At 59.5% G+C, this 18,255-nt stretch carries 18 protein-coding genes and 2 pseudogenes; 17 read left to right on the top strand and 3 right to left on the bottom strand.

Features of this window, described 5'->3' with window-relative positions:
* Window positions 1–2: 2 nt before the first annotated feature.
* Window positions 3–845 carry a xanthine dehydrogenase family protein subunit M gene (locus DCO57_RS18905; RefSeq protein ID WP_116700477.1) on the bottom strand — a complete coding sequence of 281 codons (843 nt, stop codon included), beginning with the start codon at window positions 843–845 and terminating at the stop codon, window positions 3–5.
* Between the two features lie 198 nt (window positions 846–1,043).
* On the opposite strand from DCO57_RS18905, the gene DCO57_RS18910 reads away from it, so the two are divergent.
* From DCO57_RS18910 to DCO57_RS18960, 11 genes are all read left to right on the top strand, one after another.
* Window positions 1,044–1,877, top strand: coding sequence for a ferredoxin--NADP reductase (locus tag DCO57_RS18910; RefSeq protein WP_116700478.1), 834 nt, complete (start codon window positions 1,044–1,046; stop codon window positions 1,875–1,877).
* A gap of 188 nt (window positions 1,878–2,065) precedes the next feature.
* A complete protein-coding gene (locus DCO57_RS18915) occupies window positions 2,066–3,520 on the top strand; it encodes a 6-hydroxynicotinate reductase (protein WP_244287976.1) in 1,455 nt (484 codons plus the stop codon).
* Window positions 3,520–4,407: a UPF0280 family protein gene (locus tag DCO57_RS18920; RefSeq protein WP_116700480.1), complete on the top strand. Its 888-nt coding sequence runs from the start codon at window positions 3,520–3,522 to the stop codon at window positions 4,405–4,407. The genes DCO57_RS18915 and DCO57_RS18920 overlap by 1 nt, the downstream gene beginning before the upstream one ends.
* Window positions 4,400–4,984: an amino acid synthesis family protein gene (locus tag DCO57_RS18925; protein WP_116700481.1), complete on the top strand. Its 585-nt coding sequence runs from the start codon at window positions 4,400–4,402 to the stop codon at window positions 4,982–4,984. The genes DCO57_RS18920 and DCO57_RS18925 overlap by 8 nt, the downstream gene beginning before the upstream one ends.
* A complete protein-coding gene (locus tag DCO57_RS18930; RefSeq protein ID WP_116700482.1) occupies window positions 4,981–5,565 on the top strand; it encodes an amino acid synthesis family protein in 585 nt (194 codons plus the stop codon). Before DCO57_RS18925 ends, DCO57_RS18930 begins: the two co-directional genes overlap by 4 nt.
* A 21-nt stretch (window positions 5,566–5,586) precedes the next feature.
* On the top strand, window positions 5,587–6,654 hold the full coding sequence (locus DCO57_RS18935; protein WP_116700483.1) for an aromatic ring-hydroxylating dioxygenase subunit alpha: 1,068 nt from the start codon (window positions 5,587–5,589) through the stop codon (window positions 6,652–6,654).
* Window positions 6,655–6,754: 100 nt separating this feature from the next.
* Window positions 6,755–7,954: an ABC transporter substrate-binding protein gene (locus DCO57_RS18940; protein ID WP_116700484.1), complete on the top strand. Its 1,200-nt coding sequence runs from the start codon at window positions 6,755–6,757 to the stop codon at window positions 7,952–7,954.
* Between the two features lie 84 nt (window positions 7,955–8,038).
* Window positions 8,039–9,901, top strand: coding sequence for an ABC transporter permease (locus tag DCO57_RS18945; RefSeq protein ID WP_116700485.1), 1,863 nt, complete (start codon window positions 8,039–8,041; stop codon window positions 9,899–9,901).
* Window positions 9,898–10,671: an ABC transporter ATP-binding protein gene (locus DCO57_RS18950; protein WP_116700486.1), complete on the top strand. Its 774-nt coding sequence runs from the start codon at window positions 9,898–9,900 to the stop codon at window positions 10,669–10,671. The genes DCO57_RS18945 and DCO57_RS18950 overlap by 4 nt, the downstream gene beginning before the upstream one ends.
* Window positions 10,664–11,365 (top strand): ABC transporter ATP-binding protein, encoded by a 702-nt coding sequence (locus tag DCO57_RS18955; protein ID WP_116700487.1) that lies wholly within the window; start codon window positions 10,664–10,666, stop codon window positions 11,363–11,365. The genes DCO57_RS18950 and DCO57_RS18955 overlap by 8 nt, the downstream gene beginning before the upstream one ends.
* A 27-nt stretch (window positions 11,366–11,392) precedes the next feature.
* Complete coding sequence (locus DCO57_RS18960) at window positions 11,393–11,866, top strand: MarR family winged helix-turn-helix transcriptional regulator (RefSeq protein ID WP_244287975.1); 474 nt, start codon at window positions 11,393–11,395, stop codon at window positions 11,864–11,866.
* Between the two features lie 48 nt (window positions 11,867–11,914).
* On the opposite strand, the gene pncA is transcribed toward DCO57_RS18960, so the two are convergent.
* Entirely contained in the window at window positions 11,915–12,538 is a 624-nt protein-coding gene (pncA, locus tag DCO57_RS18965) for a bifunctional nicotinamidase/pyrazinamidase (protein WP_116700496.1), read from the bottom strand.
* A 178-nt stretch (window positions 12,539–12,716) separates the two neighbouring features.
* On the opposite strand from pncA, the gene DCO57_RS18970 reads away from it, so the two are divergent.
* Genes DCO57_RS18970 through DCO57_RS18990 form a run of 5 tightly spaced genes read left to right on the top strand, consistent with a single transcriptional unit; the run spans window position 12,717 to window position 17,230 of the window.
* Window positions 12,717–13,895: a substrate-binding protein gene (locus DCO57_RS18970; RefSeq protein WP_116700489.1), complete on the top strand. Its 1,179-nt coding sequence runs from the start codon at window positions 12,717–12,719 to the stop codon at window positions 13,893–13,895.
* 22 nt (window positions 13,896–13,917) lie between these two features.
* On the top strand, window positions 13,918–14,673 hold the full coding sequence (locus DCO57_RS18975; protein ID WP_116700497.1) for an ATP-binding cassette domain-containing protein: 756 nt from the start codon (window positions 13,918–13,920) through the stop codon (window positions 14,671–14,673).
* Window positions 14,654–15,358, top strand: coding sequence for an ABC transporter ATP-binding protein (locus DCO57_RS18980; RefSeq protein ID WP_116700490.1), 705 nt, complete (start codon window positions 14,654–14,656; stop codon window positions 15,356–15,358). The genes DCO57_RS18975 and DCO57_RS18980 overlap by 20 nt, the downstream gene beginning before the upstream one ends.
* 1 nt (window position 15,359) lies before the next feature.
* Window positions 15,360–16,223 (top strand): branched-chain amino acid ABC transporter permease, encoded by an 864-nt coding sequence (locus DCO57_RS18985; protein ID WP_116700491.1) that lies wholly within the window; start codon window positions 15,360–15,362, stop codon window positions 16,221–16,223.
* Window positions 16,220–17,230, top strand: a complete 1,011-nt coding sequence (locus DCO57_RS18990; protein WP_116700492.1) for a branched-chain amino acid ABC transporter permease — start codon at window positions 16,220–16,222, stop codon at window positions 17,228–17,230. The genes DCO57_RS18985 and DCO57_RS18990 overlap by 4 nt, the downstream gene beginning before the upstream one ends.
* Before the next feature lie 289 nt (window positions 17,231–17,519).
* Here the strand turns inward: DCO57_RS18990 and DCO57_RS18995 are convergent.
* A pseudogene (locus tag DCO57_RS18995) lies at window positions 17,520–17,840 on the bottom strand (DDE-type integrase/transposase/recombinase); the annotation flags it as partial.
* Window positions 17,841–17,984: 144 nt separating this feature from the next.
* On the opposite strand from DCO57_RS18995, the pseudogene DCO57_RS19000 reads away from it, so the two are divergent.
* Window positions 17,985–18,128 (top strand): annotated as a pseudogene (locus tag DCO57_RS19000) (IS6 family transposase); the annotation flags it as partial.
* Between the last annotated feature and the right edge of the window lie 127 nt (window positions 18,129–18,255).

An 18,255-nucleotide genomic window follows, 5' to 3' on the forward strand; every position in this document is an offset into this window, starting at 1 on the left:
CCCTAAGTCTCCCCAGCTACAGCATGTTTGACGGCACGCGTGATCAATGTTCTCACCGCATCGAGGCGATAGGCTGCAGAAGCACGGACATCGTCAATCGGCGTCAACTCCGACAAGTCGGCGGCTTGAACGATGTGCGCGAGTTCGGCCGACCCCGGCACCGTCCCCGGCAATTGCTGCTCCAGGCCGCGCAGACGCCGGGCGACCGCAGAACAGGCCCCGACGGCAATTGAAATTTCCGTGACGCACCCGTCCCCGGACGTCGTCACATTGACCGCCACCATCGCAATCGAAATGACCAGATACCGCCTGGCGCCGAGCTTCAGGAAACAGGACCGGCCGTCAGGCTGTTTCGGAATATTGAGTGCGGTGACGAGCTCATCGGATTTCAGCTGTGTCCTGCGAACGCCAGTAATGAAATCGCACAAGGGCTCGGTCCGAATCCCCTTCGGTCCGGCGATTTCCACATCCGCATCAAGCGCGAGAAGTGGCGGAACCCCGTCGGCTGCCGGGGACGCATTGCAGATATTTCCTGCAATCGTACCGGCATTCTGGATCTGAAGAGACCCGACCTCGGCCGCCGCCTGCTGCAACGCCCTGAACTGGGCAGGCAACCGGGCGTCCCGGATATCTGACCAGGTCGTGGTCGCGCCGATGCGCCACACACCCGCCTCTTCGGAAATACCCCGCAAGGTGCCAATGGAACTCAGATCCAGGATCGGATCGCACGTTGTCTTCCCAGCAAGAGCCGGAAAGAAATCGGTGCCTCCGGCCAGCAGCCTGACCGGTTCGTTCGCCAGCACTTCAAGAGCGGCATCCAGAGAATCTGGTCGATGGAATTGCATCGGCAACCTCAGTGCATTTCGTTTGTATACTAACAAAATAAAACCCGACTGAATGGAAACTGTCAACCAGGCCCGCGCGAATTTATAGCTTAAATTTTACGCATGCATTTTTTATTTGCTTTTGCACTTATTTTCGTTTGTATACTAACGATAATAACGAACCTCACGGGCACGAAGCAAGCCAGGAGTCATCTCGTCATGTCTGAAGAGCTCGAAATCGAATTGCCGATTTTGCAAGGGAAACCCTCGCCTTTTCCCGTTCCGGGCGGATGCTACGCGCTCACCGTGAACGAGGTTGAGCATTATTCCGCCACCCTGTTCCGTTTTCGCGTCACCCGCCCCCGGCAGTTCCGGTTCCGGTCGGGTGAATTCGCCATGATCGGCCTGCCGAATGCAGAAAAACCGGTCTTCAGGGCCTATTCCGTCGCCAGCCCGGCCTGGGATGAGGAACTGGAATTCTATTCCATCAAGGTTCCCGACGGCCCGCTGACCGAACATCTGCAGAAAATCCAGCCCGGCGACACTGTCCTGATGCGCAAAAAGGCGACGGGAACACTCGTCAATGACGCGCTTCTTCCCGGCAAGCGCCTGTGGATGTTCTCGACGGGAACCGGCATAGCCCCCTTTGCCAGCCTCATTCGCGACCCGGAAACCTATGACAAGTTCGAGCAGGTGATCCTGACCCATGGCTGCCGGACGCGTGAGGAACTCAAATACGGCGAGGATCTTGTCGCCCGTCTGCGCGAAGATCCCCTGGTCGGCGAGCTCGTTCGGGACAACCTCCTGCACTACACCACAGTGACAAGAGAGGATTTCATCCGGCAGGGCCGCCTGACCGACCTGATTGTCAGCGGAAAACTCTTCGATGATCTCGGCTTGCCGAGGATGTCGCCCGAAGAAGACCGCGCCATGATCTGTGGCTCCATGGCCATGCTCAAGGACACAAAGGAGTTGTGCCTCAGCCACGGACTGACGGAGGGCGCGAACAACAAGCCATCCCAGTTTGTCGTGGAACGGGCATTTGTCGATTGAAGGTCCTGATGCGAATTCCGGCATTGCTGCACAGCAATTCAGCGTCAGGCGCGCGCAATCCGCATTGACACGTTTTTTGAAAACATGTTTGCATACTAACGAAATGCAGACGCCGCACGAAGGGAGTCAGGACGTTGACTGCTGCTGAAGGCAAGCCAGAAAAGATCCGTTGCGACGCCTGTCCGGTCATGTGCTACATCGCCGAGGGCCGCTCCGGCGCCTGCGACCGCTACGCCAACGACAACGGCCAACTGGTTCGCCTTGATCCCTTGAAAATCCTGGAACACACCGAAGCGTCCGGCGGAGATATCGTTCCCTTCCTGGAAAAGGAATGGGACGGCGAGATTGTGCCCGGAAAGGACGGCTTCATCACCGCTATCGGCGCGGGGACGACCTATCCCGACTACAAGCCCGCCCCGTTCATAGTTGCCTCTGAAGTCGACGGCATCGACATGATCACCGTCGTGACCGAAGGGATCTTCAGCTATTGCGGTGTCAAGCTGAAGATCGACACGGACCGCCACCTCGGAGAGGAATGCGCGCCCGTGCGATCGGGCGGAGAAGTGATCGGCCATGTGACAACATCGGAATATGGCAGCCAGATGCTCTCCATCGGCGGCGTACATCACCTTACCGGAGGGTCGAAGAAAGAAGGCCGTCTGACGTGTTCGACAATGCTCGCGCTGTGCAACGGGGAAGAGGTCGCGCTTGAAATCGATGGCGGCGCGAAGCTCCAGGTCCAGTCGGGCAAGGCCCCGATCATCAACGGAAACTCCGAAGAACGGATGCGGGTCGGTTGCGGGTCGGCAACCGTCGGCATGTTCGCCGCCCAATGGAAGGGCCTCGTCGATGAAGTGGTTGTTGTCGACGATCACATTACCGGCGTCATGTCCGAGCATCAGGCAGGCAAGGTCATCGGATGGGAACCGACAGGCATCAGGATCAACGGGCGCCGCTCCACGCCGGGGCGCTATTTCCAGGTTGCGGAACCGGGAACGGGATGGGGTGGAACCAACCTGCAGGACCCCCTGGCCATTCTCGGGACGTTCGACGCCAGGATCGCCAGACCCGGATTGAGCCTTCTGATGGTCTCCACGACGGGAGAACACGCAGCATATTTCGAACTCGATGAAGAGCTGCTGCCGGTTCAAAAGGAAATGCCCGACCGGCTCCTTCCTTCGGTGAAGCGGATCGAGGACAATTGCGAACCGGCCCTGACCTCGGTGCTTTTCATGGCGGGCGCCGGCGGGTCCTTGCGTTCCGGAGTAACGGAACATCCCGTCGGCCTGACCCGGTCCGTCCAGCAGTCCCTGACCTATGTGAGTTGTGGCGGTGCGCCGGTCTATATCTGGCCGGGCGGCGGCATAACCCTGATGGCGGATGTGACACGCATGCCGAAAAACGCCTTCGGCTATGTTCCAACACCCGCCCTTGTGGCACCGATCGAATTCACGATGCGCGCCGAAGACTATCGGGCGCTCGGCGGGCACATGGACTATGTCATGCCGCTGCAGGAAGCCTTGTCCGGCAAGACCGGCAAGCAAAACGATCACATCCTGACAGGCCGGCGTGGCGTTGCCACACCGTCCGACAGTCCCTGGCCGACAAGGGCGAACGCCTATCCGTGGAAAGGGACATCCTGATGAGCCGCCGGACCTGGTCGGAAACGCCGACGGCACAAATGCTTCCGGACGGGCGACGGCTTCATCTTCAGCATGGGCCGATCGACCTGGTGCTGGAGGCCTTCGGTGAACCGGAAGAGGTGCTCAAGGCCTATGCCCAGGTCCAGGCCGTTTTTCCCGCCATCCTCACCGGCCTGACGGAGGAATTGCCGCGCCTGCGTGCGGCCTCCGGCCCGCCCCCTGCGGGCCCGGTCGCCAAAACCATGTGGGCGGCAACCCGGCCTTTCGCGCCTGAATTCATCACGCCCATGGCGGCTGTTGCCGGCAGCGTGGCAGATTATGTCCTGAGCATCCTGCAGAGCGGCCGCACATTGACCCGGGCCTATGTGAACAACGGTGGTGACATTGCGCTGTTCGTCCGGGACGGGTCATTCAGGATCGGCATCTGTGACGATCCGGCAATCGGTCTGTCGGGAGGAACGGTGGAAATCGGTCCAAACGACGGCGTCGGAGGTCTGGCCACAAGCGGCTGGCGCGGCCGGTCGCATTCGCTCGGAATTGCAGACGCCGTGACAGTCCTTGCCCGAAGCGCGGCCGAAGCCGATGCTGCCGCAACGCTGATTGCCAACAAAGTGGACCTCCCGCTATCCCCCAAGATCACCCGCACACCGGCCTGCGAACTTTCCCCGGACAGCGATCTTGAAGACAGGCCGGTAACCACGAATGTTGCGGAACTGACACCGGGCGAAACTGACGCCGCGCTTCAGTGCGGTGTCGACGCAGCGCAACACCATCTCGCGACAGGCCGGATCCTGGCCGCCTATATCGCGTTGTCCGGCGAGCGCCGCGTCGTTTTTCCACAATTGCACATTACAACAAACGAAATGAGGGAGGCCGCCTGTGCCTGAACCAATACTGCGCAAAACGGCAGTGACACTGGAAGAAATCTATCATGAAGGCGGTCCCGCGTCCGAGCGCCCTCTCCGCCGCGTGGCCATGGTCAGCATCATCGAGAACCCCTTCGCGGGATCCTATGTCGAGGACATCGCGGGTTTCATGGACGATCTCAAACCGCTCGGTCTGCGCATGGCCGAAAGGATGGTGACCGTACTTGGCGGCGATGCGAGCGTCATTGAAGGCTACGGCAAGGGAGCCATCGTCGGAACGGCCGGGGAACTGGAACACGGCGCCCTCTGGCATGTTCCGGGAGGCTATTCCATGCGCGAAATCCTGCCCGCATCCAGTGCGATCGTCCCCTCGACGAAAAAGATCGGCGGGCCGGGCACCACGCTCGATGTTCCGATAACCCATTGCAACGCATCCTATGTGCGATCCCATTTCGATGCGATGGAGGTCGGTCTGGCTGACGGACCGAAAGCCAACGAAATCCTGCTGGCGCTGGTGATGACCACGGGCCCGCGCATTCATGCACGTGTCGGTGGCCTGAAAGCTTCCGAGATAAAGGGAGAAGACGGTCTGAGATGACGGCCCTGATCCGCAAAGTTGTCACCACACAGGAAACGGTCACTCGAGAGGCAGGCCGGCCTGTCGCGCCCGCTTCCGTGCGTGTGTGCTGCACGGCTGTCGTGACCAATCCGATAGCGGGCAGGTTTGCGGAAGATCTGTCCGAACTGATCGAAATCGGAGCGCAAATGGGGGATCTGCTCGCCAGAAAATGTCTCGAACTGAGCGGATTGCAGCCTTCGGACATTCAAAGTTTCGGCAAGGCCGCCCTGGTTGGAGAAGCCGGAGAACTCGAACATGCGGCCGCTGTTCTGCATCCCGCGCTCGGAGCCCCCTTGCGCGAAGTGATCGGCGGCGGCAAGGCTCTGGTCCCCTCCTCGAAAAAGATGGGCGGGCCGGGAGACACGCTTGACGTGCCGCTTGGCCACAAGGATGCGGCCTATGTCCGGTCCCATTTCGATGGAATGCCGGTGCGGATTCCCGACGCCCCCCGCGCAGACGAAATTCTGATTGCGATTGCCCTTTCATCCACGGGACGCCCGTTGCCGAGGGTCGGTGGACTGACCCACGGCGAAATCAAAGGAACCGACGGTTTGAGATAGCCGTAGACAGGAGGGAGAGCCATGGAATTTGTTCGCAACGCCTGGTACGTCGCAGCCTGGTCCTCCGAGATCGACGACGACCTCCGTCGTTTCACGATCCTGGATGAGCATATCGTCATGTACCGGAAGACGGACGGCACGATCGCCGCTCTGGAGGACCGTTGCCCTCACCGGCTTCTGCCTTTGTCGCTTGGCACGCGGAAGGGAGACGATATCCAGTGCGGCTATCACGGAATGACGTTTGACTGCGACGGCAAATGCGTTCGCATTCCGGGCCAGAGCAATCTGCCGAGTTCGGCTTACGTCGTGTCCTATCCCGTTCACGAACGCCACGGCATCGTCTGGATCTGGACAGGAGACAGGGAAAAGGCCGACCCGGACGATATCTTCGACATGCCGGAGTTTACGGATCCCGACTGGCTGGCCCATCACGGCGATGCGCTGCATCTGAAAGCAAATTACATGAACGTCGCCGAGAACCTCGTCGACCCGGCCCATGTGAGCTTTGTTCACCCGACCACCCTGGGAAACGCCGCCTCGGAGAACGTCCCGGTACATGTTTCAACCGAGGGGGAGACGATCGTCGCCTGGCGCTGGATCCGGGATGCGGAACCCATCGGTTTCTTCAGGAAATTCGGAGGCTTCACGGACAACGTCGACCGGTGGCACTACTACTATCTCCATACGCCTTCGATCGCAGTGATCGATTTCGGCAGCGCTCCCACCACAGACAATCTGGCGGAAGACGAGCGCAACAAAGGCAACAGAATCTTCGCGCTGCACTTTCTCACACCGGTTACCAGAGACCACACCATCGACCGCTGGATGCACATTCGAAACACGGCGATTGACGATGAGGCAGCCTCCGAAAGCATGGATGCCATGTTCAGGATCGCTTTTCAGGAAGACAAGGACGTGCTGGAGGCCATTCAGCAGGAAGAGGACCGGCCCGCCAAGCGCCGCCCCATCCGGATTGCCATCGACAAGGGACCGATGGTCTACCGAAAGCGCATCAGCGAACTCATAGAGAAGGAACGGACGCAGGATCTCGCATCCAGTCCGACCCCTGCTTACGTCTACCACGACTGATCTCCCGACAAGCGGGAAAACCCGCGGCGGATCAGGCAAAACGATAGAGAGCGACCGGAAAAGGCGCCGCAATCACCTACCAGAACGAGGGAAGTATAGAATGAGTTTAAAGACCTTAATAGCGGCAAGCGCCGCCTTGCTGGCGGCAACCTGTTCATCCTTTGCCGCGGACAGCATCAAGATCGGTGAAATCAACCACTACAAGAGACTGGCCGCCTTTGCCGAGCCCTACAAGAAGGGTATCGAACTCGCCCAGAAAGAAATCAACGATGCGGGCGGTGTCCTGGATCGGCCGCTGGAATTCATCTTCCGCGATGACAATGGCAAGCCTGGCGATGCGGTCAAGATTGCCGAGGAACTCATGACCCGGGAAGGCGCGGTCATGCTCACCGGGAGCATCCTTTCGAACGTCGGCCTCGCAATCGCGTCTCTTGCCGGCGAAAAGGGCTATATCTACCTGGCAGCGGAACCGCTGGCCGATGCACTGGTCTGGGAATCCGGCAACCCCTACACCTTCCGCCTGCGCACCTCCACCTATGTCCAGGCGGCCCTGCTGGCCGAAGAAGCCGCCAAGACAGATGCGATCCGCTATGCCACGATCGCTCCCAACTATGCATATGGCACCGCCGCGGTTGCGGCTTTCAAGGAAAACCTGAAGAAGCTCAAGCCGGAAGTGGAATTTGTTTCCGAACAGTGGCCCGCCCTGTTCAAGATCGACGCCGGTTCGGAAGTCCAGGCTATCGAAGCGGCAAAACCGGATGCAATTTACAACGTCACCTTCGGTCCGGATCTGCAGAAATTTGTTCGCGAAGGATCCCTCCGCGGCCTGTTCGATGACCGAAAGGTCTATGGACTGCTTACCGGTGAACCGGAATATCTCGACCCGCTGGGTGACGAGGCTCCGGAAGGCTGGTTTGTCACCGGTTATCCCTGGTACGGCTTCACGGAAGGCCCTGCCAAGGATTTCGTGGACGCCTATATGGCGGCTTACCCGGACGAAACACCCAAGATCGGCTCCCTTGTCGGCTACATGACCGTGAAAAGCATCGCAGCCGCCTTGAAAAAGGCCGGGTCGACAGAGACGCCTGCGCTCCTGGCGGCCTTCGAGGACCTCAAGGTCGACACGCCCATGGGCGAAATTGTCTATCGCGGCATCGACAACCAGTCGACCATGGGGGCTTACGTGGGAACCACAGCCCTGAAGGACGGCAAGGGCGTCATGGTTGACTGGTCCTACAAGGATCCGGTCCCCTACATGCCGAGCGATGAAGAAATCAAGGCAAAGCGTCCGGCTGAATAAGCCTGCACCTCATCAAGGACTTTCCCGGCGCGGGGGCTCTCCGCGCCGGCCCGTCTACTCATTGTGTAGGAATGATAACTCCCCATGGGTCTTTTTGTTGCTCAGATCCTGACAGGGCTCGCAAACGCCGCGGCTTTGTTTCTGGTGGCCTCCGGACTGTCACTGATCTTCGGGGTAACCCGGATCGTGAATTTCGCACACGGGTCGCTTTACATGCTCGGCGCCTATTTCGGGATCACCCTGATGAACACCTTGCCCGGCGCCTTCGGGTTCTGGAGCGCGATCCTGCTGTCGGGCCTGATCATCGGCCTCATCGGTGTCATCATCGAGATATGCGTCCTCAGACCGGTTTACCGCGCACCGGAGCTGTTCCAGCTGGTGGCGACCTTCGGTGTCATTCTGGTCATCCAGGATCTTGCGCTGATGATCTGGGGGGCGGAGGACCGCCTCGGCCCCCGGGCTCCCGGGCTGAAATCCGTTGTTCGCATCATGGGCGAACCCGTTCCGCAATATGATCTTGCGCTGATCGCGATCACGCCCTTCATCCTTTTGGGCCTGTGGTGGCTGATCACCAAAACGCGCATTGGCATTCTCGTCAGGGCCGCCACGCAGGACAGGGAAATGGTCGGGGCCCTCGGGGTCAATCAGTCATGGCTCTTTACCGGTGTGTTTTTCCTGGGGTCTGCACTGGCCGGACTCGGTGGTGCGATCCAGCTGCCGAAAGGCGGGGCCGATCTCCTGATGGACCTGAACATCATCTCCTCGGTTTTCGTGGTGGTTGTCATCGGGGGCATGGGATCGATTCCCGGTGCCTTCGTCGCCTCTGTCCTGATTTCTGTCCTCAACGTTTTCGGGGTCGCCTACCTTCCCCAGAGCACGCTTGTGCTGATGTATGTCGTGATGGCAGTCGTTCTGCTTCTGCGGCCATACGGACTCTTCGGACGCGAAGAAAAAGCAGGAGAGCACGGCCAGGCCGGCGAGCCCGACCGCCCCATCCGTCCGGCAGGCCTCTACGGCCGCATCGCGGTTGCCGCGCTTCTTGCCGTGCTTGCCCTGATCCCCGTCTTCAGCGGAAGTTTCACGCAGGTCCTGCTGACCGACATCATAATCTTCTGCCTGTTCGCAGCCTCGCTCCAGTTCATGCTCAGCACGGGCGGCCTGGTCAGCTTCGGTCATGCCGCCTACTTCGGCGGCGGTGCATATGCGGCTGCACTGCTGGTTTCCTACTCGGACACGCCGATGGAAATTGCGTTCATGTTTGCCCCGCTGGCCGCTGGCCTGCTGGCGATCCTCTTTGGCTGGTTCTGCATCCGGCTCAGCGGTGTCTATTTCGCCATGCTGACACTGGCCTTCTCCCAGCTGATCTGGTCTGCCGCCTTCCAGTGGTACGAAGTGACCGGTGGCGATGACGGACTTGTCAATATCTGGCCCGCCAAATGGCTTTCCGGAACAAACGCTTACTATTATTTCACCCTGATTGTCGGGGTTGGTGGCATCATCCTTCTGCGCCATCTGACCCACGCCCCCATCGGTTATGCCCTGCGCGGCACACGCGACAGCGCTCGCCAGGCGGAAGCGACAGGCATCAACGTCAAGCTGATCCAGTGGACGGCCTTCTCGATTGCCGGCGCCCTCGCCGGTCTGGCCGGAGGCCTTTTTGTCTTCTCCAAGGGCTCGATCTTTCCGAACGAACTGGAAATCGCCAAGAGTTTCGACGCCCTGATCGTGGTCTTTCTCGGTGGTGTGAAAACACTGTCCGGAGGCGTGGTGGGCGCAGGGTTCATGGAAGTGGCCAAGGACTGGCTCACACGCCTGGAATACTGGCGGCTGATTCTGGGCCTCGTGATCATCGGCGTCGTCATCATCGCGCCTGACGGCATTGTCGGAACACTCCGCAAGGTCAGCGAACGCATCGGATTGCGCCGGACAGAGGAGTTCATGAAATGAACGCCGTTCTCAAGGTCAGTGGATTGAATCGTTTCTTTGGCGGCATCCAGGCGGTCAAGGACGTGACTTTCGAAGTCGCCCCGGGAGAACTGAAGGCTCTGATCGGCCCGAACGGGGCCGGAAAGTCCACATGCTTCAACATGCTCATGGGCCAGCTGCCCCCGTCTTCGGGCAAGGTTTTCCTCAACGGGGAGGAAATCACCGGAAAACCGCCACGGGATATCTGGCGCCGGGGTGTCGGTCGCACGTTTCAGATAACCGGCACCTACCAGAGCATGACGGTTGCGGAGAACGTCCAGATGGCCCTGATGTCCCATCACCGCAGGATCTTCGCCATCCGGCCATACGCCTACAAGCTCTACCGTGAAGAGGCCATGGCCCTCCTGGAAATCGTCGGAATGGCGGATCAGGCCGACCGGGCCTGCGCGATCCTGGCTTATGGCGATCTCAAACGCCTGGAACTTGCCATCGCCCTTGCCAATGAACCGACACTGCTGCTCATGGACGAACCAACCGCCGGAATGGCGCCGAAAGAACGGATCAGGCTCATGCAGCTGACCGCCGATATCGTCAGAGAGCGCGGCGTCAGCGTCCTTTTTACCGAACACGACATGGATGTGGTATTCGCCCATGCGCACCACATCATGGTGCTGAACCGGGGCGAACTGATCGCCGAAGGCACAGCCACGGAAGTCCGCAACAACAAGAAGGTTCAGGAAGTCTATCTTGGTGGCGGGATGCTCTTCAACAAGGAGGACACCCATGCTTGAAGTCACGTCCCTCAACAGTTTCTACAGCAAGGCACATATTCTCAACGACCTGAGTTTTTCGGTCGGTCGAGGCGAAGTGGTGGCACTGCTGGGGCGCAATGGCGCGGGCAAGACAACGACCATGAAATCCGTGATGCAGCTGGTCCGCCCCAAGTCCGGATCCGTGGTCTTCGAAGGGACCGACATCACGGGACAGCCGCCACACCGGGTCGCACGGCTGGGTGTCGGCTTCGTGCCTGAAGAGCGGCGCATCTTTACCGACCTGACCATCCTGGAAAACCTTGAGGTCGGTCGTCAAAAAGCCCGCAGCGATGCGCCCGTGTGGACCCCCGAGGCCCTCTTCGAGATTTTTCCGAATCTCTGGGAACGGCGGCACAACCGTGGCAAGGCCATGTCCGGCGGCGAACAGCAGATGCTGACCATTGCCCGCACACTGATGGGCAACCCCAAACTCCTGTTGCTGGACGAACCATCGGAAGGCATCGCTCCCGTCATCGTGGAGCAGATGGCAAAGACCATTCTCCGCTTCAAGCAGGAAGGCCTGACAGTCATCATCTCGGAGCAAAACCTCCATTTCGCCGGAGCCGTCGCCGACCGGGCCGTCATCATCGAGGGCGGCGAAAAGAAGTTTGACGGATCGTTTTCCACACTTGAAAAACAACCTGAAATCCGGGATGCCTATCTGTCCGTCTGAATGGCCGTAAGGCGACAAGGAAACATTGTGACCGATCAAGCCGAACAAGCAGTGATCCCCGAAGCGAACGGGCCGGACGATGAAGTGTCCGGCCATGGCTACGTTCTGGATGAACAGATCGGCTACCTTCTCAGAAAGGCCTATCAGCGCAACGCCGTGATTTTCTCCGAAAAGATCCAGGATCTGACGCCAACCCAGTTCGCTGTCATGGCACGTCTCACGGAGCTGGGCTCGGTCTCTCAGAACCGGCTGGGCAGAACGGTTGGACTGGATGTGGCAACGACAAAAGGCGTCGTCGACCGACTGGGCGCGCGCGGTTTGCTGCAATCCGAAAAAGACCCCGGCGACAAACGCAGGCAGCTGATCTCCCTGACAGAAAAGGGGGATCTCTACTTCCGCTCAAACGCGAAGCTGGGCCTTGAGGTCTCCGCCGAGACAACCGCGCCGCTGACGGCATCCGAGCGGCGCACCCTGTCCCGGCTCCTGAAGAAAATTCAGTAAGCAGTCAGCCAGCCGGGCCGCTCGGCAATAGCTTCGCAACCACCGAAGTCACAGGGCATGACTTGAGACTGTCCGGACCCCGGCCTCCGCCATCGCCTTGCGGGCCGCATCCAGGGACCCGTCCAGATCGATTGCCCGGCAGGCGTCTTCGATCAGAAAGGTTTCGAAACCGAGCGCCGCGGCATCCACCGCCGAAAAAGCCACACAGAAGTCGGTCGCAAGTCCTGCCAGAAACACCCTTTGCAACCCCCTCTCCTTCAGGTAGCCCGCCAGGCCGGTTGGTGTTTTCCTGTCGTTTTCAAAGAATGCGGAATAGGAGTCGATTTCGCCGCGGAAGCCTTTCCGGATCACGAGTTCAACGCCATCCAGAACAAGATCCTTGTGAAACGCAGCCCCATCAGTTCCCCGGACACAGTGGTCCGGCCACAGGGTCTGCGCCCCATAGGCCAGTTCCGTCTGGGAAAAGGGCTCTTTGCCGGGGTGCGAACTGGCGAAAGACAAATGCCCCGCCGGGTGCCAGTCCTGCGTGACCACCAGGTGAGAGAACTTTTCACCAAGTGCGTTGATCGGCGCAATGACAGCATCCCCGTCAGTGACGGCCAGCGCTCCTCCGGGACAGAAATCATTTTGAACATCGATTGCGACAAGCACGTCCCGATCAGGATTTAGCATTTCTGTTCCTTTGTCTTCCCGGGCGATTTGAAAAATGCACATTTAATTGTCACGCCAATTTAGCAGGCGAAATGCCGTTGCCAACCCCATTTTCAATCGTTAGCATACACATGAATATACAGATGCATTCAGAAGACCTGCAGTCCAGTTTGCAAGCAAGATCGAGGGGATCAGTCAGATGGGAAATTTGTCTCGGCGCCGCTTTTTGTCGGCCACAATGTACTCAGCCGGCGGCGTGCTCGCGGCCGCCAAATTCACTGCCCCGGCCTTCGCTGCATCGCAACCGATCAAGATCGGAGCGGTCCTGCCTTTCTCGGGCGGACTGGAACTGTTCGGAAACCAGGCCAAGCTGGGACTGGATCTCGCCGCACAGGAGATCAATGCATCCGGAGGCATACTCGGCCGGCCCGTTGAAGTGATCTACGAAGACAACAAGACCGATCCGAAAACCTCCGTTGAACGCGCGACATCCCTTATCCGGCGCGACGGAGTGCTCGCTCTGACCGGGCCGATCACCTCGAACGCGCGGGACGCCATGGCGCCAACGCTCGAGCGCATGAAAACGCCGCTTCTTTACGCGACCAACTACGAAGGCGGAGCGTGTGACCGCTACATCTTCGGATTCAACACCGTCCCCAACCAGGAGCTGGAAAAACTGATTCCGGCCCTGAAGGAAAACGCAGGCGACAGCTTCTATATGTTCGGCGCGGACTATGTCTGGCCGCAAAAAATGTTCGAGACAGCTTCCGGGCTGGTCGAAGGTCTCGGCGGCAGCGTCGCGGGCATTGAATTCACGCCCTGGGGCGTAAAGGACTTTGCACCCGTCATCCGCAAGATCAAGGACTCCGGAGCAAAGGTTCTGCTCTTCGCGCTTCCGGGGGCAGATGGCATCACCTTCATCAAGCAGGCGGAAGACCTTGGCCTTCTGGACGAGGTGACGATCGGGTTCCTCGGATTTGCCGAGACCTATCTTGGCGCATTCGGAGAGGGCAAAGGCCAGAACATGTGGGTGACGGTTCCCTTCGCCGCCTCTCTGGACACACCTGACGCTCAGGACTTCGTTGCAAAGATCCAGAAGTCCGCAGGCGCGGAAACTCCGATTTCCCACTATGTGATGACCCACTACAATTCCCTGAAGGCCGTGCAGGCCGCATTGGAGAAAGCCGGAACGGTCGACAAGGAAGCACTGGTCGACGGGCTGGAAGGCCTGACCATCGAAACCCCGACAGGACCGCTCACAATCGGCGCCGCGGATCATCATGTGACCATGAACATGTATCTGGCAAAGACCGAGGGACAAGAGCTGAAGGTCGTTGATGCGCTCGGCAGCATCGCTCCGAATGCCCTGTGCTCCTGAAGCGCCGGATCTGGAGCAGCTCATGTCTGGAAGCGGTCTGGAGGTCCGGGAACTGGTCAGAAGTTTCGGCGGGGTCAAGGCCCTCGCCGGACTTGACCTGACAGTCGGCAAGGACGAACTTCTGTGCATCATCGGACCGAACGGCTGCGGAAAAACAACCTTCTTCAACCTTGTTTCCGGGTTCTTGTCGCCGACAGCCGGAACAATAAGTTTCGCTGGAAATTCCCTGGTGGGTCTGGCGCCACACAAGATCGCCCGCCTTGGCATTGGCCGCAAATTTCAGGTGCCGTCGGTTTATGACGACCTCACTGTCCGGGAAAACCTGGAAGTAGCGGCTTTTTCAAAGGCGGGACAGCGCGGACTGCTCGGCCTGCTTCCGCGGGCCGGGGAAGAAACCGCCGATACGAACGGCATTCTTGAAACAATTGCGCTTTCAGATCTTGCAGAAACGACCGCCGGACACCTCTCGCATGGGCAAAAACAGTGGCTGGAGATCGGCATGGTCCTCGGCATGAGCCCCGAACTTGTTCTCCTGGACGAGCCCACCGCCGGCATGACCCGGCAGGAAACGCAAAAAACAGCCGATCTCATCTCCAGACTGATGGCCCTGGGAACCGTTTCGATCATTCTCATCGAACACGACATGTGGTTCGTGGAAGAACTCGATTGCAGGGTTGCGGTGATGATGGACGGTAAAATCATCGCCGACGGCCGATACGAAGACGTTCGAATGATGAAAGCCGTTCAGGAGGCCTATCTTGGTCCAGCCGCTCCTTGAATTGGATAAAGTTACATCAGGCTATGGCGAAGGGGCGGTCCTGCAGGGCCTGTCCCTGAGCGTCGACCCGGGAACGATTGTCGGCGTCATGGGACGAAACGGCGTCGGCAAGTCCACGTTCCTGAAAACGGTTATGGGCACGATAAAACCGCGCGGCGGTCGGATCCGGATGTCCGGGCACGACATTACGGGCGCAGCCCCGTTTCAGGTCGCCGCCTCCGGCATTGGCTATGTTCCGCAAGGACGGGAAATCTTCAAGGACTTTACAACGGAAGAAAATCTGTTGCTGGGCAACCTGAAGGCGACCAAGGCGGACCTGGATGAGGTCTATCGGCTTTTCCCGGTCCTGCGGGAGCGGGCCAGAACCCAGGCGGGCGCCTTTTCCGGCGGGCAACAACAGCAACTGGCAATCGCCCGGGCGTTGATGGGGCGCCCCGCCTTGCTGCTGCTGGACGAACCTTCCGAGGGCATTCAGCCGTCCATCGTCACCGAAATCGGACAAATGCTGAAGCAGATCTCCGAAGACAGAGGCGTAACGATCGTCCTCGTCGAACAGAATATCGACATGGTCACCAGGATCTGCAGCCGCGCCGTCTTCATGGAGCATGGAACCATCCAGGGCGAAGTCCTCGCCAGTGAAATGGCCGGCGATTCCGCCGTGCTGCAAAAATATCTGGCGTTTTGACATGAGCGAACTGGCAATCACCCTCCTCGACGCATGCAACTATGCACTCATCCTGCTTCTTGTCGCGCTGGGACTCGCGATCATTTTCGGCCTGATGAATGTCATCAACCTCGCGCATGGCGAGTTTCTCATGCTCGGCGGATATGTGCTGCTCGCTGTGAAAATGGCCGGCGGCTCCTTCTGGGCAGGTCTGGTTCTTGCTCCGGTCGTCGTTGGCGTTGTGGGCCTTGTCGTGGAAGAACTTGTGATCCGGCGCATCTACAGCCGGGTTGTCGACACGATCCTGGCGACCTGGGGCATTTCGTTGCTCATCAAGCAGTTGATCGTCATCGGTTTCGGGCCGGGCTCATACGCCGTGGAAGCGCCCTTCAGCACGGCCGTCCCGATCCTGGGGACCTCCTACCCGTCCTATCGGCTGTTCATCATGGCAGTTTCCATATGCTGTGTGACGGCAACCTTCCTGTTCTTTTTCAAGACAAGAACCGGCCTGGCCGCGCGCGGGGTCATCGCCAACCGGACGATGGCCGCTTGCCTGGGGGTCAACACGCGTCGCCTCGATCGCCTGACCTTTGCATTCGGAGCAGGGCTCGCCGGGCTTGCCGGGGCCGTCATTTCACCGCTCATTTCCCTGGACCCGCAAATGGGACTGGGCTTTCTGGTGCCGGCCTTTCTGGCCATTCTTGTCGGCGGGCTGGGAACCATCACCGGTCCGGTCGCGGGGGCCAGCGGCGTCGGACTGGCCGATAATCTGACGGCAACATTCCTGTCCCCGGTCTGGGCACAGCTCGTGGTGTTCGTGCTTGCCATAATCGTTATCCGTCTGGCCCCGAGCGGCCTGCTTGCCCGCAAGAGACGTAAGACATGATCCGGAAGACGCTGGACACCGCCAGCACACAGACCCTGACGGCCCTTGTTTGCCTTGTCATCCTTGTCGCCCTGCCCGCGGTCTCCACCGACTGGCTCCTGGCCGACCTGTCTATCTATTTCTCCTACGCCCTGTTTGCCGCCAGCCTCGCATTTGTGTGGGGCCACTGCGGATTGCTGTGCCTGGGGCAGGCGGTATTTTTCGGTCTCGGCGCATACGCAATGAGTTTCGTCACCCTGGGGATGGTTCCCGGCGCAGCGGGACTTGTCTCCACCTGGGCCGGATTTGCGGCCGCCATGATTGTTCCCGCCCTCTTCGCCTATGTGCTGGGCCTGTTCCTGTTTTCGGCCAAAGGGCTTGAAGGCCCCTTTTTCGGCATCGTGACGCTCGCGGTTGCCTTCGTCGTTGAACGGCTGTTTATCAACTGGGACTATGCGGGCGGCCTCAACGGGCTCATGAATGTTCCGCCGATAAACCTTGGCCTCAACGGAGGTGGTTTCGAGGTTTGGGAGACCGGACCACTTTACTATGCGGCACTTGTCACGCTCGTTATCGGCTTTCTGGCGCTCACGGTCATATTGCAATCCAGATGGGGACTTGCGGCAAAAGCCCTGTCCCTGCATGAAACCAGAACCCGTGCCCTTGGATATGACACCACCGCCTACAAGGCGACAGCCTTCGCCATCGGCGCGGCGTTCTCCGGGCTGGCCGGCGCCTTGTTTGTGGCCCAGTTCGGCTTCGCCTCGCCTTCCCTGATCGGCTTCACCCTGTCGGCCGAGGTCCTGATCTGGGTCGCTCTTGGCGGACGGGGCATGCTGATTGCCGCCTGCCTTGGGGCGATTCTCGTCCGTGTTCTGGAGAGCAACCTTTCCTCGGTCTTCAACGAAACATGGCTTCTGCTTCTCGGCGGCCTTTTCATCGCATGCGTGATGTTTTTGCCGCGCGGCCTCATTGGAGACGTCATCCACCGGATCGACAGTCTGCGCTCACGGGACAGCAGTGCCTGATGCCATCCGGCCAGGTCACAGGCTTCCGCCACGATGCATGCCGCAGTGGAACGGGACTGAGCCCCCCCGAAATCCCCATTGCGGTTGGCTTTCCAAGGAAAATGGTCCACCCCAAGGGGCTTGGTCGACCGCTCGCCGACCAGGGGCAGCCCCCGGGTTTGTCACCTTAACTGCGGGTGATCCGGCTGCGACTGCACGCTTCGCCTTCGGACGACACTTGCCGCCCTCCATCCATCGAACGCTTCCATCCGGTGATATCGGATGGTCTGTGCGGTGCGGTGCGGTGATGATATGGAACGAAAAAACAGTTGCGTGTGGCGGAGTGGAGCGAGATGAACCTTTGCAAGCCACCCGGCGACCGAAACCCTTGCATGGAGCGTTCCCGTTTTCGGATGGGCAGGTGACTGTTCTCGCCAGGATTATTCAATCCTTTATGTGGCCAGTGGTCGAGCCCGGGCGCGCGTTCCCGCAAGGCTGCCCCGTATGAACGCAGCTTGTCGGTCACTATACGCCTGGGCAGGTCGCCGTGACGCTTGATCAACCGCGCGCCACAGCCAGAACGACCGCCCGGCGAGATCTTCACGGCAACCTCGTCGAGGTGCCAGATGTCACCGGGCCGAGCCCGCCCAGGCAAGTGGTCCAGCCGAAAATACATGAACATGGCACCGCTCTACACGGACCAGTACCAAACCCACGGAGCCGTCGCCTGAAAACGAAAGCGCGAAAGATCTTTGACACTACCAAGCGCCGTGACCTGGTCCCCTGTGACGTGATCCTGTTCGCGGTCTTCTTCTACATCCGCTATGGCGTATCATGCCGCGACCTTGAGGAAATTCTCGCCGAACGCGGCGTGAAAGTCGACCATGCGACGCTCAACCGTCGGGTCGCAAACTTTGCGACATGTGTAGACGCCCTGATTGCAAGAGGATTTTTTTGGCTATTTGATCGCGCGGTCGGGTGCTGACATGTGTCCGGCCTTTGATGCGGCTTTTGACCTGCCGCGGGCCCGTATGGTGTTCGAGTGT

The sequence above is a fragment of the Labrenzia sp. 011 genome, assembly GCF_003075075.1.
GTDB lineage: Bacteria > Pseudomonadota > Alphaproteobacteria > Rhizobiales > Stappiaceae > Roseibium.